Origin of the sequence: Corynebacterium sp. H78 (assembly GCF_037572275.1) — a bacterium.
Classification (GTDB): Bacteria; Actinomycetota; Actinomycetes; order Mycobacteriales; family Mycobacteriaceae; genus Corynebacterium.
On sequence record NZ_JBBHKX010000002.1, the window covers coordinates 336,218 to 361,981 of the forward strand.

25 protein-coding genes are annotated in these 25,764 nt (G+C 55.6%); 17 read left to right on the forward strand and 8 right to left on the reverse strand.

Annotation, left to right across the window (positions count from 1 at the left end):
* Positions 1-112: 112 nt before the first annotated feature.
* The 13 genes from WG934_RS02710 (at position 113) to WG934_RS02770 (ending at position 15,597) form a co-directional block, all read left to right on the forward strand.
* Positions 113-481 (forward strand): DUF4259 domain-containing protein, encoded by a 369-nt coding sequence (locus WG934_RS02710; RefSeq protein ID WP_339988595.1) that lies wholly within the window; start codon positions 113-115, stop codon positions 479-481.
* A gap of 85 nt (positions 482-566) precedes the next feature.
* Positions 567-2,033, forward strand: a complete 1,467-nt coding sequence (ahcY, locus tag WG934_RS02715; protein WP_339977309.1) for an adenosylhomocysteinase — start codon at positions 567-569, stop codon at positions 2,031-2,033.
* On the forward strand, positions 2,033-2,671 hold the full coding sequence (locus tag WG934_RS02720) for a dTMP kinase (RefSeq protein ID WP_339977311.1): 639 nt from the start codon (positions 2,033-2,035) through the stop codon (positions 2,669-2,671). The genes ahcY and WG934_RS02720 overlap by 1 nt, the downstream gene beginning before the upstream one ends.
* A gap of 10 nt (positions 2,672-2,681) precedes the next feature.
* Positions 2,682-3,356 (forward strand): MtrAB system response regulator MtrA, encoded by a 675-nt coding sequence (gene mtrA / locus WG934_RS02725; protein WP_339977313.1) that lies wholly within the window; start codon positions 2,682-2,684, stop codon positions 3,354-3,356.
* 109 nt (positions 3,357-3,465) lie between these two features.
* Entirely contained in the window at positions 3,466-5,154 is a 1,689-nt protein-coding gene (gene mtrB / locus WG934_RS02730) for an MtrAB system histidine kinase MtrB (protein ID WP_339989225.1), read from the forward strand.
* Positions 5,151-6,962: an LpqB family beta-propeller domain-containing protein gene (locus WG934_RS02735; protein ID WP_339988596.1), complete on the forward strand. Its 1,812-nt coding sequence runs from the start codon at positions 5,151-5,153 to the stop codon at positions 6,960-6,962. Before mtrB ends, WG934_RS02735 begins: the two co-directional genes overlap by 4 nt.
* A gap of 11 nt (positions 6,963-6,973) precedes the next feature.
* Positions 6,974-7,729: a ComF family protein gene (locus tag WG934_RS02740; protein ID WP_339988598.1), complete on the forward strand. Its 756-nt coding sequence runs from the start codon at positions 6,974-6,976 to the stop codon at positions 7,727-7,729.
* Between the two features lie 150 nt (positions 7,730-7,879).
* A complete protein-coding gene (gene hpf / locus WG934_RS02745) occupies positions 7,880-8,536 on the forward strand; it encodes a ribosome hibernation-promoting factor, HPF/YfiA family (protein ID WP_339977319.1) in 657 nt (218 codons plus the stop codon).
* Positions 8,537-8,680: 144 nt separating this feature from the next.
* Positions 8,681-11,386, forward strand: coding sequence for a preprotein translocase subunit SecA (gene secA / locus WG934_RS02750; RefSeq protein ID WP_339988600.1), 2,706 nt, complete (start codon positions 8,681-8,683; stop codon positions 11,384-11,386).
* 613 nt (positions 11,387-11,999) lie between these two features.
* Entirely contained in the window at positions 12,000-12,410 is a 411-nt protein-coding gene (locus WG934_RS02755) for an HAD family hydrolase (protein WP_339977323.1), read from the forward strand.
* The gene (locus WG934_RS02760; protein WP_339977325.1) at positions 12,410-12,913 is read left to right on the forward strand and encodes a DUF6912 family protein; all 504 of its coding nucleotides are present in this window, start codon (positions 12,410-12,412) and stop codon (positions 12,911-12,913) included. Before WG934_RS02755 ends, WG934_RS02760 begins: the two co-directional genes overlap by 1 nt.
* Before the next feature lie 172 nt (positions 12,914-13,085).
* On the forward strand, positions 13,086-14,153 hold the full coding sequence (locus tag WG934_RS02765) for a ferredoxin reductase (protein WP_339977327.1): 1,068 nt from the start codon (positions 13,086-13,088) through the stop codon (positions 14,151-14,153).
* A 76-nt stretch (positions 14,154-14,229) separates the two neighbouring features.
* The gene (locus WG934_RS02770) at positions 14,230-15,597 is read left to right on the forward strand and encodes a fatty acid desaturase family protein (RefSeq protein WP_339977329.1); all 1,368 of its coding nucleotides are present in this window, start codon (positions 14,230-14,232) and stop codon (positions 15,595-15,597) included.
* Here WG934_RS02770 and WG934_RS02775 read toward each other — a convergent pair.
* Genes WG934_RS02775 through aroA form a run of 3 tightly spaced genes read right to left on the reverse strand, consistent with a single transcriptional unit; the run spans position 15,560 to position 19,358 of the window.
* The gene (locus WG934_RS02775; RefSeq protein ID WP_339977331.1) at positions 15,560-16,885 is read right to left on the reverse strand and encodes a chloride channel protein; all 1,326 of its coding nucleotides are present in this window, start codon (positions 16,883-16,885) and stop codon (positions 15,560-15,562) included. The genes WG934_RS02770 and WG934_RS02775 overlap by 38 nt on opposite strands.
* Entirely contained in the window at positions 16,878-17,912 is a 1,035-nt protein-coding gene (rsgA, locus tag WG934_RS02780) for a ribosome small subunit-dependent GTPase A (protein WP_339977333.1), read from the reverse strand. Before rsgA ends, WG934_RS02775 begins: the two co-directional genes overlap by 8 nt.
* A gap of 3 nt (positions 17,913-17,915) precedes the next feature.
* Complete coding sequence (gene aroA / locus WG934_RS02785; protein WP_445228200.1) at positions 17,916-19,358, reverse strand: 3-phosphoshikimate 1-carboxyvinyltransferase; 1,443 nt, start codon at positions 19,356-19,358, stop codon at positions 17,916-17,918.
* A 41-nt stretch (positions 19,359-19,399) separates the two neighbouring features.
* On the opposite strand from aroA, the gene WG934_RS02790 reads away from it, so the two are divergent.
* Entirely contained in the window at positions 19,400-20,065 is a 666-nt protein-coding gene (locus tag WG934_RS02790) for an SOS response-associated peptidase (protein WP_339988602.1), read from the forward strand.
* Here WG934_RS02790 and ybaK read toward each other — a convergent pair.
* Positions 20,052-20,600: a Cys-tRNA(Pro) deacylase gene (ybaK, locus tag WG934_RS02795; RefSeq protein WP_339988604.1), complete on the reverse strand. Its 549-nt coding sequence runs from the start codon at positions 20,598-20,600 to the stop codon at positions 20,052-20,054. The genes WG934_RS02790 and ybaK overlap by 14 nt on opposite strands.
* 97 nt (positions 20,601-20,697) lie before the next feature.
* Here ybaK and WG934_RS02800 point away from each other — a divergent pair, with 97 nt between their 5' ends.
* Entirely contained in the window at positions 20,698-21,435 is a 738-nt protein-coding gene (locus WG934_RS02800; RefSeq protein WP_339977341.1) for a sigma-70 family RNA polymerase sigma factor, read from the forward strand.
* 2 nt (positions 21,436-21,437) lie between these two features.
* Entirely contained in the window at positions 21,438-21,818 is a 381-nt protein-coding gene (rsrA, locus tag WG934_RS02805; RefSeq protein WP_339978762.1) for a mycothiol system anti-sigma-R factor, read from the forward strand.
* A gap of 90 nt (positions 21,819-21,908) precedes the next feature.
* On the opposite strand, the gene WG934_RS10415 is transcribed toward rsrA, so the two are convergent.
* The 3 genes from WG934_RS10415 to WG934_RS02815 form a co-directional block, all read right to left on the reverse strand.
* Positions 21,909-21,983 carry a 50S ribosomal protein bL37 gene (locus WG934_RS10415; protein ID WP_445228201.1) on the reverse strand — a complete coding sequence of 25 codons (75 nt, stop codon included), beginning with the start codon at positions 21,981-21,983 and terminating at the stop codon, positions 21,909-21,911.
* Positions 21,984-22,106: 123 nt separating this feature from the next.
* Positions 22,107-22,373 (reverse strand): WhiB family transcriptional regulator, encoded by a 267-nt coding sequence (locus WG934_RS02810; RefSeq protein ID WP_339988606.1) that lies wholly within the window; start codon positions 22,371-22,373, stop codon positions 22,107-22,109.
* A gap of 430 nt (positions 22,374-22,803) precedes the next feature.
* The gene (locus WG934_RS02815) at positions 22,804-23,904 is read right to left on the reverse strand and encodes a diacylglycerol/lipid kinase family protein (RefSeq protein ID WP_339988607.1); all 1,101 of its coding nucleotides are present in this window, start codon (positions 23,902-23,904) and stop codon (positions 22,804-22,806) included.
* A gap of 82 nt (positions 23,905-23,986) precedes the next feature.
* On the opposite strand from WG934_RS02815, the gene WG934_RS02820 reads away from it, so the two are divergent.
* Positions 23,987-24,427 carry a hypothetical protein gene (locus WG934_RS02820; RefSeq protein WP_339988609.1) on the forward strand — a complete coding sequence of 147 codons (441 nt, stop codon included), beginning with the start codon at positions 23,987-23,989 and terminating at the stop codon, positions 24,425-24,427.
* Here the strand turns inward: WG934_RS02820 and WG934_RS02825 are convergent.
* The gene (locus WG934_RS02825) at positions 24,424-25,746 is read right to left on the reverse strand and encodes an Rv3212 family protein (protein ID WP_339988610.1); all 1,323 of its coding nucleotides are present in this window, start codon (positions 25,744-25,746) and stop codon (positions 24,424-24,426) included. The genes WG934_RS02820 and WG934_RS02825 overlap by 4 nt on opposite strands.
* Positions 25,747-25,764 lie beyond the last annotated feature (18 nt).

The following is a 25,764-nucleotide window of genomic DNA, read 5'->3' on the forward strand; positions in this document are numbered from 1 at the left end:
AAATAGGTTTTCAGTGTCTCGGAGTTCAACTGCCATGAACAGCGCAAAAGGTGCTACAAAGATGGCAGTACCGTGAGCGACTTTGTACGGATTGAAATGGGGAGCAAAGACCATGTCCATTTGGGATTCTGAGATCTTTTCAAATGACGCGACCATCGATTTGTTCGATGATGTTGATTCGTTGGATACCGATGACCGAGCGGATGCATTGTTAGATGCATGTCAGATTGCAATTGGTGACGGCGCTAGTGTAGACGAAGTTCTAACTGGGCTTGCTGCAGCAGTGGTAGCGGCAATCTGGAGTGGCGCACCTTTTGCCCGCCACGATGTTGTTGATGACTACGGCTTCATCCGTGATGGCATCGGCGAATCCACGGAAGCGCTCTCTGCTGCTGCGGCGGAGGTTTTCGAGAGCCTTGTGAAAGAGCTCCCAGAAGACGAGCAGGCGGCCTTGGAGGATTTCGCTGAAGCGGTGGAGTAACCCTACTGTTAAGACGCGAAGAAACTTCCTCGATTCATCCACTCCCGAACCTGAACCTGAAATCCTGAACCTGAAATAAGGAAACATGACCCAGTCGAATACCCAGCCAGTAACTGACTACAAAGTCGCTGATCTTTCTCTAGCCGAGTCTGGTCGCCACCAGATTCGTTTGGCGGAGAAGGAGATGCCAGGGCTGATGGCTCTGCGGGAAGAATACAAAGAAGAGCAGCCACTGGCTGGAGCTCGTATCGCTGGCTCTATCCATATGACGGTGCAGACTGCGGTTCTCATTGAGACGCTCGTCGCCTTGGGTGCTGACGTTCGCTGGGCATCGTGCAACATCTACTCCACGCAGGATGAAGCTGCGGCTGCGGTCGTCGTCGGTAAGAATGGCACTTCTGAGAACCCACAGGGCGTTCCGGTATTCGCGTGGAAGGGCGAGACTCTAGACGAGTACTGGTGGTGCCTGGATCGCATCTTCGATTGGGGTTCCGAGCTGCCAAACATGATCCTTGACGACGGCGGCGACGCCACCATGGCCGTTATTCGAGGCAAGGAGTGGGAAGCAGCAGGCCTGGTTCCACCTGTGGATGCCGAGGACTCTGACGAGTTTGTTGCCTTCAAGAAGATGCTCGAGACCAGCCTGGAGAAGGACAATCAGCGTTGGCACCGCATCGCCGATGCGGTTAAGGGTGTTACGGAGGAGACCACCACTGGTGTTCATCGTCTGTACCACTTCGCTGAGGAAGGCGTGCTGCCATTCCCGGCGATGAATGTCAACGATGCTGTCACGAAGTCAAAGTTCGACAACAAGTACGGTACTCGCCACAGCCTCATCGATGGTCTCAACCGAGGCACCGACATGCTGCTCGGTGGCAAGAATGTTCTGGTCTGCGGTTACGGCGATGTTGGCAAGGGCTGCGCTGAAGCTTTGGACGGGCAGGGCGCACGCGTTCAGGTCACCGAAGTAGACCCAATTAATGCTCTGCAGGCTTTGATGGACGGATACTCCGTCGTCACGGTGGAGGACGTTATTGCTGACATGGATATTGTCATCACCTCCACGGGCAACATGGGAATCATCACCTACGAGCACATGCAGATGATGAAGGACCATGCAGTACTGGGCAATATTGGTCACTTCGATAATGAAATTGACATGCACAGCCTGCATCACCGCGATGATGTCACTCGCGTCGAAATCAAGCCACAGGTCACGGAATATGTGTTCCCACATGCTGATGGCGAGAATCGTTCGTTGATCGTGCTGTCTGAAGGCCGTCTGCTGAACCTCGGCAACGCAACGGGCCACCCATCGTTCGTGATGTCCACGTCTTTTGCAGACCAGACGATCGCACAGATCGAGTTGTTCACCAACGGTGACAGCTACGACAATTCTGTGCACCGGTTGCCAAAGATTCTCGACGAGAAGGTCGCTCGCATCCACGTCGAGGCGCTCGGTGGTTCGTTGACCAAGCTGTCGAAGGAACAGGCTGAATACATCGGTGTCGATGTTGAAGGCCCCTACAAGCCTGAGCACTACCGCTACTAATGTCCGCCATCATCATTGCCGTCGAAGGTATTGACGGTGCCGGCAAGAACACCTTGGTAACGGCCGTCGAAAAGCAGTTGTCCGCTGCTGGTGTCACTGTAGCGCGGATGGGGTTCCCGGCATACGGGCAGACCATCTTCGCTGACCTTGCAGATGACGCGTTGCACGGCAAGCTTGGCGACGTCCCAGAATCAGCATGGGCGATGGCGTTGTTGTTTGCATTGGATAGGTGGCAGCGTCGTGAAGCAATCGTTGAATCAATGGACACCCATGATGTGGTGATCCTCGATAGGTATGTGGCATCTAATGCTGCGTATTCATGGGCGCGCACTGGAGATGAAGGAATCGTTCGCTGGATCGAGGAAAAAGAGTTCGGCGAGTACGACATGCCCCGACCGGATGTGCAGGTTTATCTCGGCACTCCAGTTGAGGTGGCGGCTAAGCGTGCACAGCTCCGCGAAGGTGTCGATGAAAGTCGCACGCGGGATGTGTATGAGCGTGATAGCTCGCTGCAGGAACGTACAGCAGCTGCCTACGTGGAACTGAGTAACCGCGAATGGGGTTCCCCATGGCATATCAGTGATGGCGATCCCCAAAAATTGTTAAAGCTGATTAATTCGATTTGTGACAACCGTTAAGATGGAAGATATGAGCCCAAAAATCCTTGTTGTGGACGACGATCCAGCAATTGCCGAAATGTTGACTATGGTGTTGGAACGCGAGGGTTTCGACACCGTTGTGGTCGGCGACGGAGTATCTGCTGTGAACGCCGCAAGTAAGGAAGAACCAGATCTCATCCTGCTCGATTTGATGCTTCCTGGCATGGGTGGAGTGGATGTATGTCGCACGGTGCGTGAAACATCTGCGGTGCCAATCATCATGTTGACAGCGAAGACAGACACTGTTGACGTGGTGTTGGGTCTGGAATCTGGTGCAGATGACTATGTGACGAAGCCGTTCAAACCAAAAGAATTGGTTGCGCGAGTTCGTGCCCGTCTTCGTCGTAAGGAAGACGAGCCAAGTGAAAGCTTGGAGATCGGTGACTTGGTCATCGACGTGCCGGGACATGCTGTTACTCGGGATGGCGAGGAAATTCAGCTGACGCCACTCGAGTTCGATTTGCTGTTGGCTCTTGCGCAGCGTCCGAAGCAGGTGTTCACTCGTGAAGAACTGTTGGAAAAGGTCTGGGGCTATCAGCATTCGTCTGATACACGATTGGTGAACGTCCATGTCCAGCGTCTGCGTTCGAAGATTGAGAAGGATCCAGAGAACCCACGCATCGTCCTGACGGTGCGAGGCGTTGGATACAAGACCGGCGATTAATTACCGGACGCTGAAGGTGGCCATCGCTACCGTTAGCTACCGATAAGGAGATTGGTTGAGGTATTCGACCAAGAGCTTTTTCTCACGTCTAAAGGATCGGCTGGCGTGGCTGATTTCCCGAGGTGTGGAGTTGTGGCGCACCTCGATTCAGATGCGCGTTGTCACGTCCGTCATGGCCGTTTCCGTGTTGGTCATTGGCATTTTGGGCTTTGCACTGGTGTCTATCGTCGCTCAGCGACTGCTCGATGCGAAGTCCTCTGTCGCCAGTGAAGAGATCGACCGGGCACGAGTCGTCGTGGAGCAAAGCATTGAGTCCGCTTCAACCAATGAGCTACAAGCGCAACTCAACTTGGGTAGGGAAGCGCTGGCCGAGCGATCTGCAGCAGCAGATAAGGGTGCATTGACGGTTTACGAACCTGTCTTGATTGCACCTACCGGACATGGCGATGAAATTGCGTCATCTCCAACCGATGCCAAGATTCCGGAGCCACTGCGCAATGTGGTGAAGCAAGACCAGATTGCGTATCAATACAGCACCATCAAATCACCAAATGGTACGAGCTACTCTGCGTTGATCATTGGCACACCGACATCGTCGGAAATCGATGGTCTTGAGCTGTATCTAGTCATGCCTATGGTGTCGGAAGAATCCACTCTGGCGCTAGTTCGGGGGCTCTTCCTGGGGGCAACGGTTGTTGTCACCATGCTTCTGGTCGGTATTTCGTGGTTTTTTGCTAACCAGGTGACCACACCGGTGAGACAAGCCGCCCGTATCGCGGAGCGATTCGCCGCGGGACATTTGCGTGAACGCATGGCTGTAGAAGGCGAAGATGAGATGGCTCGGCTGGCCGTGAGCTTCAACAAGATGGCCGAGTCGCTGTCTCTGCAAATTCGTCAGTTGGAGGAGTACGGCGACCTGCAACGCCAGTTCACCTCCGATGTGTCCCACGAACTGCGTACTCCTCTTACAACGGTGCGCATGGCTGCCGACATGATCGCAGACAGTGCTGACGAGCTTGACCCATCAACGCGTCGCGCGTCCGAATTGATGATCGATGAGCTCGATCGATTTGAGATGCTGCTTGCAGATCTCCTTGAGATTTCCCGCCACGACGCCGGTGTCGCTGACCTGTCTGCTGAGAATATCGATGTGCGACGCTGTGTCGAGTCCGCCTATCAGCAGCTACAAGTTGTGGCCTTGGAATCGGGCACTGCTGTTCGCTTTGACATGCCAGACGAGCCCGTTCCGGCTCACGTCGACGCACGCCGCGTGGAGCGGGTTATCCGAAATCTCATGGCAAATGCAATTGACCATAGTGAAGGAAACCCTGTCGATGTCGCAGTGCGTTCAAATGGCTCGACAGTCGCCTTCACCGTCACTGACCATGGCGTTGGTTTGAAGCCAGAACAGGAAGAACTGGTATTTAACCGTTTCTGGCGTGCGGATCCATCGCGCGTCCGGCGCACTGGTGGCACTGGCTTGGGCTTGGCAATTGCTCGTGAAGATGCCCAGCTACATGGTGGTCGCCTGGAAGCTCACGGCGCGCCTGGCATTGGCAGTTGTTTCCGATTGATGGTGCCAGTGCAGCAGGGCACCGAATTGGGCGATGCTCCGTTGCCTTTGCATGTACCCGGCGAACCAGTACAGTCCGATGCCATTGAGCCACCACCGACCGTGTCGAGCCTGGCGGCTAAGTCTCAGGAGAAGGGCGTCAAAATCAGCGATGTCGTCAGCACTACAGAACCCGCCGCTGGCATCGAGCCTCTCGCAGATCGACAGGAAGGACAGCGACCGTGACTGAAGTCAGTAACCGGGCACACTCGTTTTCTCGTCGTACTGTTGCCGCATCCATGGCTGCAATACTCATCGGCTTGAGTGGTTGCACCACGCTGCCGGGGTCGTCGTCACCACAGGTTGTTCGCGGTTTTGATGCGCCGGCTGTGGATATTGATATTCCGCGACCTCGACGCGATGTCGCCCCTGATCTGATTTTGCGCGACTTCTATTCGGCACTAGCACACCCAACCGACAATTACGCCGCAGCTCGCGAGTTCTTGACGACGGAAGCCAACAAGCAATGGCGCCCAGATCCTGTCGCCCGCATTCTTGATGGAATTAATATCATCTCCGGGGCACCGCCAAGCGAAGGAAACCTGGCGACGGCCTCCCAGTCATTCAGTATTCGCGGAAATCTCGTTGGCGTTTTCGGCGCTAACGGTGCTTTCGAACCAAGCGGTGACGCATATGAATCTGAAATGGTGCTGGAACGGGGAAACGACGGACAATGGCGGATCGACAAGTTGTCCAACGTTGTTCTAATCGAACGACAAGAATTCTTGGACAATAATGCTCCACGAAACCTGTACTTCATTGACCCATCAGGCAACCAGCTAGTAGCAGATCGTAGGTGGATTTACCGAGGCGTCGATGATGCAGCGAAGGAACTACTCGACAAGCTGCGAATGGGCCCTCGTAGCCGATACGCTCCTGGCGTAACTTCAGTGTTGCCACCGAGTGCGCGCATCGAAGTGGTCGAAGGCGACGATGGTCCAGGCCAGGTCGTTTCAATTTCAGGCCTGGGCGATGTTGATGACACATTGCGGACTCTCTTGGCTGCGCAGATCGTGTGGACGCTCTCCAGCGCAGATGTTCGTGGGCCGTGGACAATGATGGCTGATGATCAACCGCTACTGAACAGTCACGTAGCCCCGTGGACAAGAGATAGCGACGAGCTGCGTCTGTACGATCCAACCGTAAGCCCCGCGGATCGCGCACCATTGCGGACCGTTGATACGACGGGCATCCAAGAAATTGTGAACGGGCAAGCTCAGCCGATTGGCAATGAGTGGGCTTCAACCGGCAGTAACTTCTTTACCTCCGCCGGCATTGGCGTTGATGTCAATGGCAACGAAATCATCGCCGCCGTCGCTCGAAGCGACCAGGAAGGGGAAGGGCGTTCGACCCTTCTGCTCGGCTTGCCAGACGATAAACCAGCGCCTGTACTGACGGGCAAGAGTTTGACGCGTCCATCGTGGTCACCAGATGCTTCTGCTGTGTGGACAGCCGTGGACGGCACGAAGGTAGTCCGACTCGTGCAGTCAGAGTCCGCATCGCGCCCAGTAGCTGAAGAGATCGATACAGCCGGTATTCAAGGGATTTTAGGTTCCCAGGGGCAGGGTATTTCTGAGCTTCGGGTTGACCCATCCGGAACACAAGTCGCAATGATCGTGGACGGAAAAATCTATACGGCAACGATTGAACGTAGCGACTCTTCACCATGGAAACTGGTGCATCCACGACTGTTGCCGTTGGTGGAAGGTGCAACACCGGTTACGTTGGCGTGGACCCCGAACTCGTCCATCACGGTGGGTGCGTTCGACACAGAAACTCCGATGTGGCGACTCTATCCAGACGGTGCCACGACCTCCGTGTTGCCACGACTGAACCTCAGTCCGCCTGTCACAGTCGTCACTGCATCGTCGTCAAAGCTATATGCACTGGACTCCAATGCGTTGATGGAACTCATTGCTAGCGAAGGCGAGGAACAGTTCTGGCGTGCGGTCCCAGGCGGTGTGGGCAGAATGGCCCCAGTTTCCGTGGAATAGGGTTGTCGCGCGTGGGGGAGCGTCGTCAAGTTGAGTCTGCATGGGACATGATCCGTGATTTCGCTGAGCTAGCCATTCCGGAATCATGTCCGGGCTGTGGATCGCCCGGAAAGTTGTGCCTGCAGTGCCAGCAGGAATTGCGCACGGTACCGCAGCAGATCACGCCACGGGTGGCGGTTGCAGCGCCGACGTGGGCGTGCGGTCCGTATGGCGGAGTTCGCCAGGCGTTGGTGTTGGCAGCCAAAGAGCACCGCGATGTCATTGCTCGCGAAACCATTGGCTCCGTCATCGGTGCCTCCCTTGCGCATTTGATTGCTCACGGACAGCTGGCTCACCCCGCTGTGCAGCCACTCCTTTTGGTTCCTGCTCCGACGAGGCGTTCAGCTTCACGACGACGCGGGGGTGACCCCATCACCCAGGTTTGTGAATATGCGGCGAGCTATCTGAAGCGGTCTGGGGGAACTCTCCACGGTGGCAGAAGAACCGACAAAAACGACCAGATCTTCGTGTCTCCAGTCTTAAGAACGCGCGAAGAAGCGAAAGATTCTGCCGGACTGTCGGCACGAACTCGTCGACAGAACTTGTCTGGAAAAATTGTGCCCGAGGTAAAAGAACTATCGAGAAGTGCTGGAGAAAATGCAGGTCGAAGCCAGATCGTTCTCGTTGATGATGTTATTACGACGGGCGCGACTGTAGCGGAATCGGTACTCGTACTCGCCTCAATGGGACTTAGGGCTAGTCTCGTTCTGTCGTTTACGCAGGCTTAACCTGAGAGATATCTAAAGTCTCTGGGGTCTCTTCGCCGTGGGGGTAGCCACGTCTGTATCCTGGAAAGTGTAGTTAGACCCATCACCGTAGACGCCGTGAGTAATCCCGCTCACGGAAGGGCGGTGGCAGTACCGGGAGGTAGGAAGCAAGTGTCGACACCTGCTGACAACAACGAGGTCCTCAGCCCGAACGCTCAGGTAACAATTACCGGGCGCAATGTGGAGGTTCCGGAGCACTTTGCCGATCGTGTGAAGTCGAAGCTGGCAAAGATCGAGCGTCTTGATCCAACTTTGACGTTTTTCCACGTAGAGCTCCAGCATGAGCCAAACCCACGTCGAGCTGACCGTTCCGACCGTATCCAGATTACCGCTACCGGTAAGGGCCACTTGGCTCGTGCAGAAGCAAAGGAAGACAGCTTTTACGCTGCTCTTGAAGTTGCACTGGGCAAGATGGAGCGTTCCCTTCGTAAGGTTAAGGCTCGCCGTAAGATCAGCCGTTCTGGTCACCGCACCCCAATTTCTGTTGGCGAGGCAACTGCTGCGCTGGTAGATGAGGCATCGGCATCTCAGGAAGAGCCTAAGGCAGATCCATATGAGGACCTGGTTCCAGAGTCTCAGCTGGGCAAGGTTGTTCGTACCAAGGAGCACTCTGCAACCCCAATGTCTGTCGAAGCAGCGTTGTCGGAAATGGAGCTCGTTGGCCACGATTTCTTCCTGTTCGTGAACGAAGAAACCGGTCTTCCATCCGTCGTTTACCGTCGTCACGCATACGACTACGGTTTGATCGCACTCTCGGAAGATGCGTAAGAAATTCTCTACACGCGTAACGCAATAAAGTGATATTGACCCGCACCCGTAGTTCGGGTGCGGGTTTCGTCCTATAATGAGGTTTTTGATGGTCTTACCTGACCACCACGTTCATGTTCGTCGGCCGGAAAGGTCTCGTCTCTAGTGTTTTCACTCAGCAAGTTGCTCCGAGTCGGTGAAGGACGCGCGGTTAAGCGTCTACAAAACATCGCGGATAACGTCATGGCCTTGGAGGACGAGTACGCAGCTCTCAGTGATGACGAATTGCGGGCGAAGACTGACGAGTTCAAGCAGCGCATCGAGAAGGGCGAGAAGCTCGATGACCTGTTGTACGACGCTTTTGCAACTGCCCGCGAAGCATCCTGGCGTGTACTAGGCCAGAAGCACTACAAAGTCCAGGTCATGGGCGGTGCTGCATTGCACTTCGGCAACGTAGCTGAGATGGGCACTGGTGAAGGTAAGACTCTGACCTGTGTGCTTCCTGCGTACTTGAATGCGCTGGAAGGCAAGGGCGTTCATGTTGTCACCGTGAACGATTACCTGGCTAAGCGTGACGCCGAGTGGATGGGTCGAGTCCACCGTTTCTTGGGTTTGTCCACCGACGTCATTTTGTCGGAGTTGTCTCCGGACCAGCGTCGTGAAGCATATGGCTCGGACATCACGTACGGCACCAACAATGAGTTCGGTTTCGATTATTTGCGTGACAACATGGCGCACAGCCTGAACGATCTGGTGCAGCGTGGCCACCACTTCGCAATTGTGGACGAAGTTGACTCGATTCTTATCGACGAGGCGCGTACCCCCTTGATCATTTCGGGTCCCGCTGACGGCGACCCACGCTGGTACCTCGCGTTTTCTCAGATCGTTCCGGGAATGCGCAAGGATATTCACTACGAAGTCGACGAGCGCAAGCGCACCGTCGGTATTCGTGAAGAAGGCGTGGCATACGTCGAGGATCAGTTGGGTATCGAGAATCTCTATGCCGCTGAGAACTCGCAGTTGGTGAGCTACCTGAACAACGCCGTCAAGGCGAAGGAGCTGTTCACTCGCGATAAGGACTACATCGTTCGTAATGGTGAGGTTCTCATTGTGGATGAGTTCACGGGTCGTGTGCTGGACGGTCGTCGTTACAACGAAGGTATGCACCAGGCCATCGAGGCCAAGGAACGCGTCGAGATCAAGAACGAAAACCAGACGCTGGCTACGGTTACCCTGCAGAACTATTTCCGCTTGTACGACAAGCTGGCAGGTATGACCGGTACCGCTGAAACCGAAGCGGCCGAGCTCCATCAGATTTACAAGCTGAATGTGATGGCGATTCCGCCAAACCGTCCGAACCAGCGTAAGGATCAGCGCGACCTGATCTACAAGACTCAGGAAGCAAAGTTTGCGGCTGTTGTGGAAGACATTCGCGAGTGCAACGAACAGGGCCAGCCAGTCCTGGTGGGTACCACCTCTGTGGAAATGTCTGAGCACTTGTCGCAACTGCTGCAGCGTGAAGGCATTGCTCACAACGTGCTGAACGCAAAGCACCACGAACAGGAAGCTGAGATCGTTGCAGAGGCTGGCCGCTTGAAGGCTGTGACCGTCGCAACGAACATGGCTGGTCGTGGTACTGACATCGTGCTGGGTGGTAACCCAGACATCATTGCCGACATTAACCTGCGCGGTCGTGGTTTGGATCCGGTGAATACGCCGGAAGAGTACGAAGCTGCGTGGGATATCGAGATCGAGAAGTGCCGTACGGCAGCGAAGGCAGAAGCTGAGCAGGTCCGCGAAGTCGGCGGTCTGTACGTACTGGGTACCGAGCGCCACGAGTCTCGTCGTATTGATAACCAGCTGCGTGGTCGTTCCGGTCGTCAGGGTGACCCAGGCGAGACTCGCTTCTACTTGTCGATGCGCGATGAGCTGATGGTTCGCTTCAACGGCCAGCGTATGGAAGCTCTGATGAACACGTTGAATGTTCCGGACGATGTTCCTATCGACTCGAAGGTTGTCTCCAACTCCATTAAGAGCGTTCAGGCGCAGGTCGAGGCCCAGAACTTCGAGATCCGTAAGAACGTTCTGAAGTATGACGAAGTTATGAACGAGCAGCGCAAGGTTATCTACGCTGAGCGCCGTCGCATTCTCGAAGGCGAAGATCTGCAGCAGCAGGTTCGCGACATGCTGGACGACGTGATCGAGGCATACGTTGACGGTGCAACCGCCGACGGCTACGTGGAAGACTGGGATCTCGACGAGCTCTGGAACGCACTCGAGTCTCTCTACGGCCCAACCATGACCTGGAACTCGCTTGTCGACGGTTCGGAATACGGCAAGGCCGGTGACCTTTCTGCGAAGGACCTGGCTAAGGCTGTCAATACTGATGCCAACCAGGAGTACGACAAGCTGGAAGATGCTGTATCCACTATCGGCGGTGCACAGCAAATGCGTAACCTCGAGCGTTTCACCATCTTGAACGTGATGGACCAGAAGTGGCGTGAGCACCTGTACGAAATGGACTACCTGAAGGAAGGCATTGGTCTGCGTGCCATGGCTCAGGCTGATCCATTGGTGGAATACCAGCGTGAAGGCTACGACATGTTTACGGCCATGATGGACGGCATCAAGGAAGAAGCTGTTCGTCAGCTCTTCCTCGTTCGTAAGCAGGTTATGCAGTCAGAATCGACACCAGAGGATACTGAAGAGATTGTCTCCGAGCTCGAGGCGGCACAGCCTGAGCCTCAGCAGATTACTTATTCCGGTCCAGGTGAAGACGGTGCTGCTGAGCAGCAGCGAGCTGACGACAACGCTGCGAGTGGCAACCGCGCGCAGCGTCGTCAAGCCGAGCGCAATGCACGTCGCTCTTAAGCCGACTTAAATAAGGCGGAGGAAGTCCACGACCCAGCCGTCGCGATGTTGTGATGCGCGACCGGCGAGGGCGCGGATCTGCGTCCCGTTTGTGAAGGTGCCCACGAAGTTTATTCGCGTTCCGCATGGCCGTGGTTCGGGGTGAAATGACTTCAGTGTGGCACCTTTGAGTGTTCCTGCACGGGCTCGAGTGAGAAAGCTCGCCCGAACTGTGCGCGATAGCGCGAGCTTATGAAGGACGTCTATACGACGACGCCCCGCTGCAACATCGATGGCGTGGCTAATCGTCCCGGCTAGGAAACGACGAGTGTGGTCTGGACAGACATCCAGTGCCGTTTCTGGTGGAGAAGTGGCTGTTTTGGTTTGTGCTGGCGCAGATCCGGGTTGGATTCGATGCAGCAAGGTATAGCCGGGAATCGGAATTAGTCGATCTTGGGTCAGCTCCACAATCATCCCCCAATGATGTAGCTGCGAATGTGTGCTCATCCTACGGTGGGAATCTGAGCGATGCATCTCTTGTCAAGGGTTAACGCGGATGCATTTATGTATAGTCCGACACACAATAAGTGGGGGCAATAGAGCGAAATGTTTGTCGCCGGTTTACCATTGCCACATGCGCGGAATGATTATCGACTACTGTGGCGTCCTCGATGGGACGGACGAAGACCAGGCTCGCTGGCGTGAATTGTTGAAAGCTGCACGCGAAAACGGCGTGGCCTTGGCGATTCTTTCTAATGATCCAGGCGGTCCAGCTGCCGATCATATTCGAGAGTTCGAAACCTCTGGTCTTGTCGACGCCGTGTGCTTGTCAGGCGAAATCGGTGCAGAAAAGCCTTCTGCTGAGGCGTTTAACATCACAGCAGATCGTATTGGCTTGCCGGCACGCGACTGCGTGTTAGTTGACGATTCGATCGTGAACATCCATGGTGCTGTCTCTAACGGCATGGTCGGTGTCTTCTACCAGCAGTTCGATCGTGCGGTCGTTGAGATCGCTGGTTTGCTTGAACTTGAAGGCGAGTTCTAATGCGGGTGTATATTCCCGCGACTTTCGGCATGCTCCAGACTCTTCTCGATGAAGGGGAGCTTCGCGCCGCGCATGGGTGGGCATTCGCTGTCACTCCGGCATTGCAGGAGTTTTATGCCGAAGGCGATGAGGACGAGTTGGCGGACATTGCTTTTACGGATGCGGCTCGCACGTCGCTGCGCTTACTGAGTGAGTACAGCGGTCAGTTTGAGCTTCGTCGTGTTGTTGTCTCGGCTGATATTAAGGACGACGCTGAACTTGAGTTGACCCCGGACATGGGGGAGGACGTCGTAAAGCTTGGTTCGGCGATCCCAGCTGATGCCATCGCTGCTGTGCATGTTGATGTCGCGTCGACCGAGGAACTTACCCGCGCTGCTATCGAGGCAGTCGACGCGGCTGATTTGGGCGATGAGGATGCTGAATTGGCTGTTGGGGACTGTTTGGAAGTGCCACTTGCTTGGTATGACTCCAGCGAAATTGGCATGTTGGTCGAACTTCTGTAGATCTCCTGGTTGTCACTTCCCCTGGCGGATTCGTCGGGGGATTTTTTAGTTTCGACGCGCCTACTAAACACTTGACGCAAAAGTTACCGAACCGTAAGCTACGCAAGCGTAAGTAGTTTTACAGATGTCTGTATGACATTAGATTGATTTTCTCGTTCTAAGGGGACTTTGCGTGAACTTTGCCAACGGGCTACGCGGCGCGTTCCGACGACTGTCGACACCGCTACTTCCAGACGATTACACACGACTGGTAAACCCGTTGTGGTCGAGGCGTGAATTGCGCGGACAGATTGAGAAAGTCAACCGACCATCTGACGATGTCGTTGAGCTTGTCATCCGCCCGGGTTGGGGAGTGCCAGCAGACTTTCGGGCCGGCCAGTACATCGGCATTGGTGTTCGCGTCGATGGTCGCTTTGTGTGGCGTTCATATTCCTTGACTAACGCTCCACGTCCAGCGGACGGACTTCTGTCTGTCACGGTGAAGGCGCAGGATCAGGGTTTTCTGTCTCAGCATCTGGTCATGTACGCAACGCCTGGCACGGTCGTTCGTTTGGCTGCGCCAGCTGGTGATTTCCACCTGCCGGAGCCAGTTCCAGAGAAGTTGCTCTTCATCACTGCTGGCTCAGGAATCACTCCGGTCATGTCCATGCTGCGTGACCTCAAGCGCCGAGGCGCAGCGAAACCAGAGGGAGCACTGTCTGGAATCACTCACATTCACTCGGTACGCGACGCTTCCGGGCAGCTCTTCGCGGACGAGCTTGCCGAGATGCAGGCGCAGGACGGGCTCACACTTGTCGTTCGCGAAACCAGCAAAGAGGGTCGACTTTCCAGCGAGGACATCCTCGAGATCGAGTCAGAAGCGCGACAGCGCGCCGCAGAAGGTGCTGCCTATGCCTGTGGTCCATCCGCGATGCTCGATCAGTTGGAGAGCGCCCTGCCGGGACTGACCACCGAGCGATTCACTTTGGATCGTGGCAATACTGATGCACAGGGTGGCGTCGTGACGTTCCCTGGTCGCGGCGAAATTGAAGTGGACGGTGCAACCACCATCCTCGAAGCTGGCGAGAAAGCCGGCGTACAGTTGCCTTATGGTTGCCGTATGGGTATCTGCGCAACGTGCGTACGCCAGCTTGCCGATGGCACCGCTCGGGACCTGCGCACCGGCGCGACCCACGAAGCAGGCGAGCGAATCCGCACCTGTGTCTGCGTACCTGCAGGCGATGTAACTCTCGAAGCCTAGACACCTACTTTCTAGACCACTACCAGCTAGACATCACACACTTTCTACTGAACTTTAGAAGCTACAGGGGATAAAAATGGCTATTGCCAACATTGCGTCATACGCGCACTTGACGGACGAAGACATCGCCGAAATCGGTCGCCGGTTCGAGGAGATCGAGCGCGAGCACCGCGACGCTCTGGGACCTAAGGACGCCCGCTACATTCGTAGCCTCATCCGTATCCAGCGCACCTTGGAAGTCTCGGGTCGAGCGCTGTTGATGGCGCCTACTGTTGGTCTTGCGTTGGGCAAGATGGGCGTGTTGCCAAAGGCATGGAAGAACCCAGCTCACTGGGGTTTCAAGTGGGCTGGCGTCTCGGCGCTGTCCTTGGCAAAGATCCTCGAGAACCTGGAAATTGGCCACAACGTTATGCACGGCCAGTGGGACTGGATGAACGACCCAGAGATTCACTCTGCAACCTGGGAATGGGATAACTCCTGCCCATCGAGCGGTTGGAAGCACTCCCACAATTTCGTGCACCACAAGTACACCAACATCTTGGGCATGGACAACGACGTGGGATACGGCATTCTGCGTGTTACCCGTGACCGCAAGTGGTCTCCAGAGCACTTGCTGCAGCCAGTAACCAACGTGGTTCTGGCTAGCCTGTTCCAGTGGGCAGTTGCTTTCTATGATGTCGAGCTCGGACGTGTAGCTGCTGGCAAGAAGGACTGGGCAGAAGCAAAGCCTCAGCTGATGGAAGTTTTCCAGAAGTCGGGTAATCAGCTGCTCAAGGACTACGTCCTGTTCCCGTTGTTGGCTGGTCCTCGTTTTGGTGAAGTCGCGAAGGCGAACATGTACACCAACCTGGCTCGTAACGTGTGGGCCTACGCAGTGATTTTCTGTGGTCACTTCCCAGATGATGCAGAAACCTTCACCAAGGAGCAGTACAAGACTGAGAACAAGGCGGAGTGGTACTTGCGCCAGATGCTGGGTTCCGCAAACTTCACCGGTGGTCTGGCGCTGTCGGTGCTCTCCGGAAACTTGAACTACCAGATCGAGCACCACCTGTACCCGGATATGCCATCGAACCGTTTGGCTGCCATCTCGAAGCAGGTCCAGGAAATCTGTCGCGAGTACGACCTGCCGTACAACACGGGTTCGTTCCCGAAGCAGTTCGCTCAGGTTCAGCGCACGCTGCTTAAGCTGACGCTGCCAAACCGCTTCCTGGTTGCAGACCGCGATAACGCTCCTGAGGTTCGGTCCGAGAAGGCTTTTGTGAAGTACCCTGAGGTCGAAGCTCAGCTTGATCGCACTGCTCAGCCACGCCGCGGTTTGAAGACTGGTCTGAAGCTGCTCCGCAAGCTTCGCCCTGGCGTTCGCGATGTCATTAACGCTTACACCGGTCGCGCTGAAAAGCAGATGACTACCGCGAAGGCTCCGGAAGTTCCTGCTTCTGCATAGCTCGCTTTTCGACGACAGCTCCCACTAGCGCAGCCGTCGCCGCTGCAAGGAACAGCGCCAAATATGCCTCTGAGGATTGGCCTGTGAATTCGACAGTGACGACGAATGCGAATAGGGGAGCTGCCATCGTTGTGGACAAAAACGCACAAGCTCCGAGCAGCGCAAAGTCGCTGAGCGGAATGGTGATAGAGAACCCTGCAAGAATCGGTGAGGCCACTGATCCGATGAGGAAACCGAGCATTGCGCCCAACGCGAAGCCTGGTGTCAAGACACCGCCGACCGCGCCGGAGCGCAATGTAATCAACACTGCTACGAGCTTTGCGACGAAAAGCGCCACCACAAACCACACCGTCAGGTGTAGCGGACCAGTCTCGGTAGTACTGCTCGTCATCAAAACTGGTGTGGCCGCGTTGCGACCATTGCCCAACACTTCGGGAAGCCACAGCGCAATGCCGCCGACTATCGCAAAAGCTAGTGGGATGGTCCACGCTGCATGCCAGCCTTTTGGCGCAGATGCTTCGCAGCGTCGAGTCCAACTGCGAAACGCATAGCCACCTAGCCCTGCGATTACTCCAACAAGTAGCGCTGCGCTGAGATTGCCCCATCCTTCGGATAAATTGAGCGGTTCATACAGGGGTTCATTGCCCACCGCGATGCCTGAAACGACTGTCGCGATAGCCGAACAAGCGAGAACGACCATGACAGCAGTGGCTGAAATCGAACCTAACAAAATTTCTAGGGCAAAAATCGCTCCGGCCAATGGGATGTGGTAAATCGCCCCCAGGCCTGCACCTGCAGCGGCTGCCACGATTACTCGCTGGGTTTCTGCATCGACGCCGAGTCGAGATAATAGCTGGCTCGAAAACATTGCACTTGCTTCTCGAGGCGCATTCTCCCGCCCAACTGACGCACCCGCAGCCACCGTGCCCATTTGCAGAAACACATTGACGAGCGTCTCGAATACCGGCATTCGACGCCCCTCCATACCGTCTTCGACGGAGAGGAGTGGCTCACGGAGTCGTCGCAATGCAGCCCAGGCAGGACCGGCGATGAGACCCGCGATGACGATGCCAAGAAAACGCTGCGTACCAGTTGTACCTTCGGTGACAACGGCGACATCACCTTCGTGCTGACCGTAGACTAGCTGCTCGATAGCGTGCATCACGGTGGCGAGACCGGCGGCAATGAGCCCCGTGGCGATGCCGACTAGCAACGTGAGCACGCACAACACCACGAGATGGCGCAGGGTAGGGCGACGGTCAGCGAAGAGGGCGATGGCGCTAGTCACGGTCGATGTCCAGCTCCCAGTCCTCGTTAGATGAAAGCGTCTCTAGGAGGCGACGTACCGCCATTGCTCGGCGGTACGAGGCGCCCTCCAGCCGATCGAAGGCGCACTCTGGGTCGGAGGGAGGACCAAGGTGGGTACAGCCACGTGGACAGTCGGTAATTGCTTCGGAGAGATCTTCGAAAACACTCACGACAGTTTCGGGGGTGATGTGGGCCAAGCCGAAAGAACGGATACCCGGGGTATCGATGATCCAGCCGCCCTGAGGCAACGGCAACGCAACCGACTGCGTCGAAGTGTGACGTCCCTTACCAACGCCGCTGACGACTCCCGTTTCACGATTAGCACCAGGGACGAGACGGTTGACCAAAGTGGACTTGCCGACGCCTGAATGTCCAATAAGGGCAGTGATTCGATCGGTAACCCGTGCGAGAAGCGGTTCGAGCGGATCGTCAACGCCACATACGACAACGGGCACGTCGAGATCGGTGAATTCGGCAGCGAATTCTTGCGGGTCGGCCAAGTCCGATTTGGTCAGGCAGAGCACGGGCGTTACTCCGCCCGCATACGCAGCGACCAGTGCACGCTCGACGAAACCGGTACGAGGAGTGGGGTCGGCTACTGCGCAGACAATGAGTAGTAGTTCTGCGTTTGCGACAACAATGCGCTCGAAGGCATCGTTGTCGTCGGCAGTGCGACGGAGGACGCTGGTGCGATCTGCCAGTTTGACGATACGTGCAAGAGTGTCCTTCCGCCCCGAGGTGTCGCCGACGATGCCGACGCGGTCACCGACGACGATATTCGTGCGCCCCAATTCACGGGCACGCATGCAGTTGATCGGTGCTGAATCTGGAGAATTGTCGTCTAATGCAACTCCCCAGCGACCACGGTCTTTCGAGACTACGACACCCCACCGAGCGTCCTTGTGCTTGGGGCGGTCTTTTGTTCGTGGGCGAGAACTTTTACCTGGGCGCACCCGAACATCAGACTCATCCCAATCATGGTGGGACTGGCGTGGTCTACGACTCATAGTCTAGAAATCACCTCGATGCATGGCGTCCATTTCGGCTTCCAACTCGGCAGGGGAAGGGGTAGCTACATTGAGCATATCGAGCCAGCGCATGTCGAAATTCGGCATGGTCTTTGCAGTGGTCCCGATATTCTCGATGAGCATGTTTGGGACCTTCAGCCCGATGATGGCGCCGGCAGTGGCCATGCGATGATCCGCATAGCTCATCCACTCGCCACCTGTCATCTCGGCGACGGGTACAGGGTGGATCTGGATGCCGTCTTGAAGTTCTTTGGCGTTACCACCAATACGGTTGATCTCGGTGGTGAGAGCGGCTAGGCGGTTTGTTTCGTGCCCGCGCAGGTGTGCGATACCCGTGAGCCGGGTAGGAGTCGACGCGAGTGTTGCAATTGCAGCTACCGTCGGTGCCAACTCACCGATGTCCGACATATCGAGGTCGATACCCTTGAGCTTCTCTGGACCCGTTACTACGAGGTCCTGGCTGTGGTCTCCATGCGGGACGAACTCGATGGTACAACCCATCTTTTCGAGGACGCCACGGATCTGGTCACCAGCCTGCGTAGTTTCCTTTGGCCAGTGGTTGACAGTCACTCTGCCACCCGTAACTGCAGCAGCAGCCAAGAATGGGGTCGCATTGGATAGATCAGGCTCGACGTACCAGGTGCGGCCCTTAATCTCGCCCGGGCTGACATGGTAAATCTTCGAGTCTTCGAAATCAGTGATGGTGATGTTGACCCCGGCATCCTTCAACATCGCCACAGTCATATCGATGTGCGGTTGCGACGGCACTTCTCCTTGTGGCTTCAGCGTTAGTCCCTTGCCAAAACGGGTCGCAGCCAAAAGTAGTCCAGAAATAAATTGAGATGAGGACGACGAATCCACCTCAATGGCACCACCAATATCGCGGTACGGTGCATCCGCATCTGCAGTTTCTGCTACAGCTCCTTCAGGGTTCACGATAAAAGGCAACCTATCGCCCGAGACATGTACGCCGAGGCCTCGAAGTGCGTTCAAAATCGGGGCCATGGGGCGAACACGAGCTTCTTCGTCACCATCAAAAAAGACGGTGCCGTTTGCCGTTGCGGCTACTGGAGGAACAAAGCGCATGACAGTGCCTGCCAAGCCACATTCGACGGTGCCACCACGCAGCATGCGCGGAGTAACTTGAACCGTATGGTTCGGGGCGCCATGCTGCTTTGCAGCGGAGTCAATGTCGGCGCCCATCGCCGTGAGCGCGTTGATCATCAACTCGGTATCACGTGAGTGCAGCGCCCCGTGGATCACTGAAGGCGTCGACGACAACGCTGCAATGACTAACGCGCGGTTCGTAATTGACTTTGAACCGCCAACCGAGACAGTTGCGCGCACTGGGGTATCGGCTAAAGGTGCTGGCCACAGGTCAGCGGAAGAGTGGGGAGATACAGAAGGTGAGTTCACGATCACTATTGTTCCCCAAAACGATCCCGAATGGTTGGCATGATGGAGACATGTGCGGTCGTTTCACCCTTTTCACTGTCGGGGAACAGTTACTTCGAGAGTTTTCCGAGATCGACACCCTTAGCCCCGTCGTTCCAGACGGGCAGCTTCCTACTGAGCGGTGGAATATCGGTCCCACCATGCCAATTGTTGCGCTTGCGCGTAACGACGCCCCTTCGGACCCCTTGCACCCTGGAACTATTGCTGCAACCGTGCGGTGGGGGCTAGTGCCGCATTGGGCCACATCGATGCCGAAAACACCGTATTTCAATGCTCGGGCCGAGACGTGGAAAGAAAAGCCGACTTTCCGAGCCGGGCAACCTTGCGTGATTCCGATGAACGGTTGGTACGAATGGCGAGACAAAGCTCCCTTCATGGTCACTCACCGAAATAGTGAGCTCATCTATGTTGCTGGTCTGTGGGCTCGGTGTGGCGACTTGGTTAGCGCCACAATCCTCACCACCGAAGCAGTCGGACACCTTTCCTCGCTGCATCATCGGATGCCACGGGTGCTCGCTTCTGATGGCATTGCAGATTGGCTAGACCAGTCGAATTGGGCGCACGGCGGAGCCGTCGGGATGGCCAACGAAGCACTGGTTGATTGTCTTGATGTGCAACCGGTCAACAAAGCATTGGGAAACGTAGCAAACGACGGCGCCTGGCTTATGCAGCCGTGATGTCCGCGACCGTGGCGTCGCAAAGTTCCACGAGTGAGGTGGGGGAGAGCTCAATGTCCCAGCCACGTCGACCACCGGAGACGAAAATAGTGTCGTAGGACAACGCGGATTCGTGAATCACCGTGGGGAGCTGTTTGCGTTGCCCAAGCGGAGATATGCCGCCAGGGACATAGCCGGTAGATCGCTGAGCATCATGTGGATCGGCAAGGTCCGCTTTTGATGCCCCCAGCGCTGCAGCTGCGGCTTTTACATTCAGCTTGTGGGTGACAGGGACGATAGCTACGGCTAAATGAACCTTTGCGGATTCGGAGTGCATACCGCCCTTCACCCCGTGCAGTTGAAGAACGAGTGTTTTGAAGATGCGATCGGCAGCGATGCCTTTATGCTCCCCGAGCCAGTGCGCGGCTTCTTCACCGAAGTTCTGATCGGAATGGGGAAACTGATGGACCGTGTGTACGATCCCAGCAGCGACGCATGCCGAAATGGCCGGTGTTGACGCGCCTGAGCGCCATTCTTTGCCCTTCTTCTTAGCCATAGTGTGATCGTTGCACAGTGTGTTAACCGAGCGCCAAATGGGCAGGATTAGACAGGACTAACTTTGTCGATATGACGGGCGGTATAGCATGACAGGTATGACAGGTGAAGCGACAGCGCCGCGTGAAACTGACGGTACCGCCGCATCAGAGATGGCGCGGGCCGGCTCTGCAGAAGTGGAGACAGCAATGTCGTCCGCTGTGCGGAACGACGAAACAGAACTAGAGCTAGCGCAGCGATTCGAGCGTGATGCGCTGCCATTGATTGACCAGTTATATGGTGCTGCGCTCCGCATGACACGAAATCCGGCAGATGCTGAGGACCTTGTACAAGAGGCGTACATGAAGGCATTTACTGGTTTTCGTTCGTACCGGCCAGGCACGAACTTGAAAGCGTGGTTGTACCGCATTCTGACGAATGCGTACATCAATGACTATCGCAAAGCTCAACGTCGACCTGCAGAATATGCAACCGATGAGCTCACCGATTCGCAGATTGCTGAAACTGCATCCCATCAGTCATCTGGGCTGAAGTCTGCGGAAGTCGAAGCACTTGCTGCACTTCCCGACACAGAGATCCAGCAGGCTTTAATGGACCTCAATGAGGACTACCGCATGGTGGTCTACTACGCCGATGTCGAAGGCATGCCGTACAAGGAGATCGCCGAAATCATGGACACTCCCATTGGCACTGTGATGTCGAGATTGCATCGTGGAAGAAAACAGCTGCGTGATGCGTTGCAGAATGTAGCGCGCGAACGAGGTTTTATTCGGGACGATAACCAGGGCGAAGGCGCACCGGGCACAGCAAAGAACTCAGCAGCGAGGAAGGCATAGTGATGGACAAGTTGACTGGTGATCACGCCTCAGACGATGCGATGGACAACCCAGACAAAGCATGTTGCCAGCCACAGAATTGTGAGCAATTCCAGCGGCGACTGTATGTTCTCTTAGACGGCGAGTGCGATCCAGAGGAAAGCGAGCGACTGGAAAAGCACCTGAATAAGTGTCCAGAGTGCGCTGCTGAAATCGGATCCGTCGAGGCAATCCGTGCGCTCTTGCGCCGTTGCTGCCAACAGACCGCACCAGAGAAGCTGCGCCAGCGCATTACTTCTCGCATTCATACCCGAGTTGAGCGTCGCATAGAGACTCGTATTCAGTCTGGCGGGGTAGAGCAGCGCACAACCGAGTATCGAGTTTCATACCACCGCGAGGTGTAGTTGTCAGCTGTGCCCAGTTGAGCAACCTGAATGTGAAAAGACCCAGGAAGACAAAGCCTTCCTGGGTCTTTCTCAATCAAACTCGTCGAATTAAGAGTTAGGGCGCTTACCGTGGTTAGCCTTGCTCTTGCGACGGTCCTTGCGCTTACGGCCACGCTTGCTCATGAGCGTCCTCCTTTGTTGCAGCGGAATTTAACCTGTTCAGATTACACCCCGCTGGGGTTTTCCATAAAAACTGGTTCCTTGCCCTACGGACTAAGGTCAGTTAATTGCGCTAAGTTAGCGTTCTTAGTTGACAGCGGTGCGGGTGCGACGAACGCGACCGCGGTTGCGACGGCGCTTCAGAGCGCGACGCTCGTCTTCGCTCATGCCACCCCAAACGCCTGCATCCTGGCCACTTTCGAGGGCCCATGCGAGGCAAGAGGAGGTAACTGGGCAACGGTTGCAGACAACCTTTGCCTTAGCAATCTGGGCCAGTGCTGGCCCCGAGTTGCCAACTGGGAAAAACATCTCTGGGTCTTCTTCTCGACAAACAGCTTCGTGACGCCAATCCATGACAAATACTCCTTTTGTTGAAGCCCGGGTGCGGGCATGGGAAAAAGCGGAAAAACTTCCAACGGTGGATCACACGCTTCTCGTGTGACCAGGGGTTCACCGGCGGTTTCCGCGACATTGGGCACGGTATTGAGGTGCCTCAGATGTTTTGCAAAGGGGAGTGAATGACCAGGACTCCCCCGCCGACGGACACCATGATGGCACGTTATGACGTATCCGTAAAGGGGTAATTGAATAAAAGTGCCGAAGGTCACAAATATGTGAACATTTGGTTACATGTGCAGGTAGTCAACACCCTAAATTTAGGGTGCTCAAGAGTGGTTAAGAGGTGCATTCTATTAATGCACGCCGTGGTGAGAAACCCTGTCAACTGCGAGAAGGGTCATTCCCTTATGGTCTCTTCAGGAAACTGGGAGAGTTAACGTGCCGTTCAATCTCGGGAAAATGCTAACCGCAGCCGCGCAATCAAGCGGCTCTGCAACATGGCTGTCAAGCGCACAGAAATTGGCTTATCGGTGACGGATTTGACAAAGCCAGTTGGGTGCCTTTTATCTACCGGCGCTACTACTTTAATGGCATTTGAAGAAACCGCAATACGAATCGCAGAGACTTCATCAATATATTCGCCATCAAGCTGAAACTTCAATGGACGAGCTGACTCGAGCACGACCTCAGCAGCATTATCTTCCCGAATCTCGCGCTCCTGGACGTGCAACGGTCGTCGCAAAGGAAGCAGTGCGCCACCCAAGTTTGCGGCAATGACAATGCCACCGAGCCCGGCAAGTGACCTAACTCCAAAAAAGCCAAGACCGCCTCCCATATCGGTGTTTGGGTTCGTCACGACGGGGAGGTCGCCGAGGAAAGTCCATGGATTTGAATTAGATACAACTGCGATGGGCAGATTCGTACCCATTTCGACACCGTCAACTTCAGCACGGATCTGCGGGGGATCGAGGCGAATCTGATTCCACATAGGCAAAATGGTGCGCACGTACCGAATTGGCTTTGCGCTCTTTCCGTCGCTTCGGACCGCTTCGACGGACGCGATCACGTCGGCATCCAATCCGGCACCGGCGTTGACGACGAACCAGCGAGCTGACTCACCAAACTTTGCGTAGCCTGCGCTGATCGTGCGCATCTCACCCTTTCGGAGCAAGCGAGTCGTCAGCCGTGCGGCATCGAAAGGGTTTCGCGGGATATCGAGCGCGCCAGCCAGCACATTCGCGCTTCCCGTAGGGATAATGACAATTGCAGGGAGTTGGTGAGGTGGAATCCCCTCGGCAGTTGGGGTTGCGTCATCCATCAGGCCATTCACGACTTCGTTGACTGTGCCGTCACCACCAAGACACACGATGTAGTCGACGTCCTTGGCTGTCATACCCCGTGTCAACTCCGTCGCATGTCCTGGATGGGATGTGTACTCGGTATGAAAACGTAGCCCAGGCACTGCGCGTAACGATCTGACCACACATCGAACAAGACCGTCGGTGATGGAGGTCGAATTTGGATTGGAGATAATGAGTGCACGCACGTCGTTTAGTTAATCACGAAGCACGGAGAGGTTTGCAACCTCTTTCGAATGTTGCGCACGGAAGCTACTAGGGTGGACAACTGTGAACGCACAGAAGAAAAAGACGGGCAGCACGGCTTCGTCGCATGTTTCAATGTCCGCTCCGCGCTCCGTCATGGCAGGTGCCTGGATCGCGGTGGTCGAATCCACGTTGGGTATCGGTTACGGCATTTTTCTTGCAGTACGCGACATGATGGGCTTTGAAGACCGCGATGCAGTGATCTCCGGAATTGGCACTGCACTCTGGTTCTTCATCGTTTTCGGGGCCGTTCTTGCTGGCGCGATCATGTTGATTCGGGGTCACCGCTGGGGGCGAGGACCGATCATTATGTTGAATCTGTGTCTTCTCGGCGTTGCCTATTACATGTTCAAATCCGGTGCCTACACGCTGGCCGTGCCTGTAGTTATCGCTGCGATTGCCGCGTTGTACGCCATGTTTAATTCCCAAGCATTGAACTGGGCAGCTAACGAATACGGACGTTAGAACTGAGGAACAGCCTCCTCAGTCGGAACAACCGCAGCTGGCACATCACCAGCTGCGGTTTCTTCAATTGGTGCAGCATTTTCAATTGGTGCTGCATCTGCGACCATCCGCAGTCCGAATAGCTGATTACCCCGCTTTTCGACGAGAATGTCGCCAGAAACTGCTAGCACAATTGGGCCAGCGGTGCCGTCGCGATGGACCGGAATGGTGCGTTCCACTGCGCCGTTAGTGGGATCTACAACTGCGATCCCCTCGTGAACAGGGACAAGAACGCGGTCGCCCACCGCAGCTGGTGTTCCGATTGCGTGTGGCACGGTAAACGCTAGCTCGAGTGAATTAGGTCGGAATGCTAGAACATCGGTGCCCGAAAACCAGGTCATATGGTGAGGCAAGTCAGCGGTCGAAGCAGCAGATGGAGCCACAAAGGCTGATGCGGGCTGTGTCGCGGCTGCATGTGTCCTGGATGTTTCCTTGCCAGCAAGGTCGTACGTTATAAGTTCGTCGCCAATGCGGACGACGGCGCCTTTTTGGCCAACTACTGCGAGACGAGCGGGTCCGGCTAGCGGAACATCTGCGCCGATTTCAGGTTCCTGGGATTCTTCGGGGTCTGTGCTCTGGAAAACGAGCCGGTGACCATCAGGACAATTGTTCACGATAACCGTGTTGTTTTTACGCACCATCGCATCCGCGATGGTGCAGCCAGGGTGTGGTTGCACATCAGGTTCTGACGATGCTGGAATCTTGCCGTATTCGAGATTATTGACGAGGTCGCCACGCCAGATCTCCACGTAATCCTTGGAAATGATGCCTGTGTTGTCGTTTGATCGCACCGGAGCGACGGCACCGTCAATCATTGATCGTCGAGTCGCATGGTACTCACCAGTCTCCGCGACGATGGAGGTGGCTTCGCCACAACCTGCTTCGCCTTCAAAGACTGCGACAACGCGACCATTAGAGACCATTGCCGTGCAGAGTGGGAGATCACGGTGATAAGACCACGCGATCGTGCCATCTTGGGTGTCAACGGCAGTAACACCGTTGGCATCAGAAATAACCGCGACGCCTTCTACCACTAAAGGAATAATCGGCGCCGACGCTTCGTCACCGTCACCAGCGAATCGCCATGCTTCTTCAAAAGACGAAGGGACGACGTCCGTAGCAGCTACAGCCGGGCGCGCCCACTGTGAAGCTTGATGCTGCACCTGGCGAACAGGGGCCTTCCACCACGTCCAGGAGAGAATCATGACTGAGACAAGGATGAGAACGGCCGAGGCGATGTAGTGCTTTCGGTTCGCTCGAAACTTCTCGGAAAACGGCATGAGCTCAGTCTATCGGCA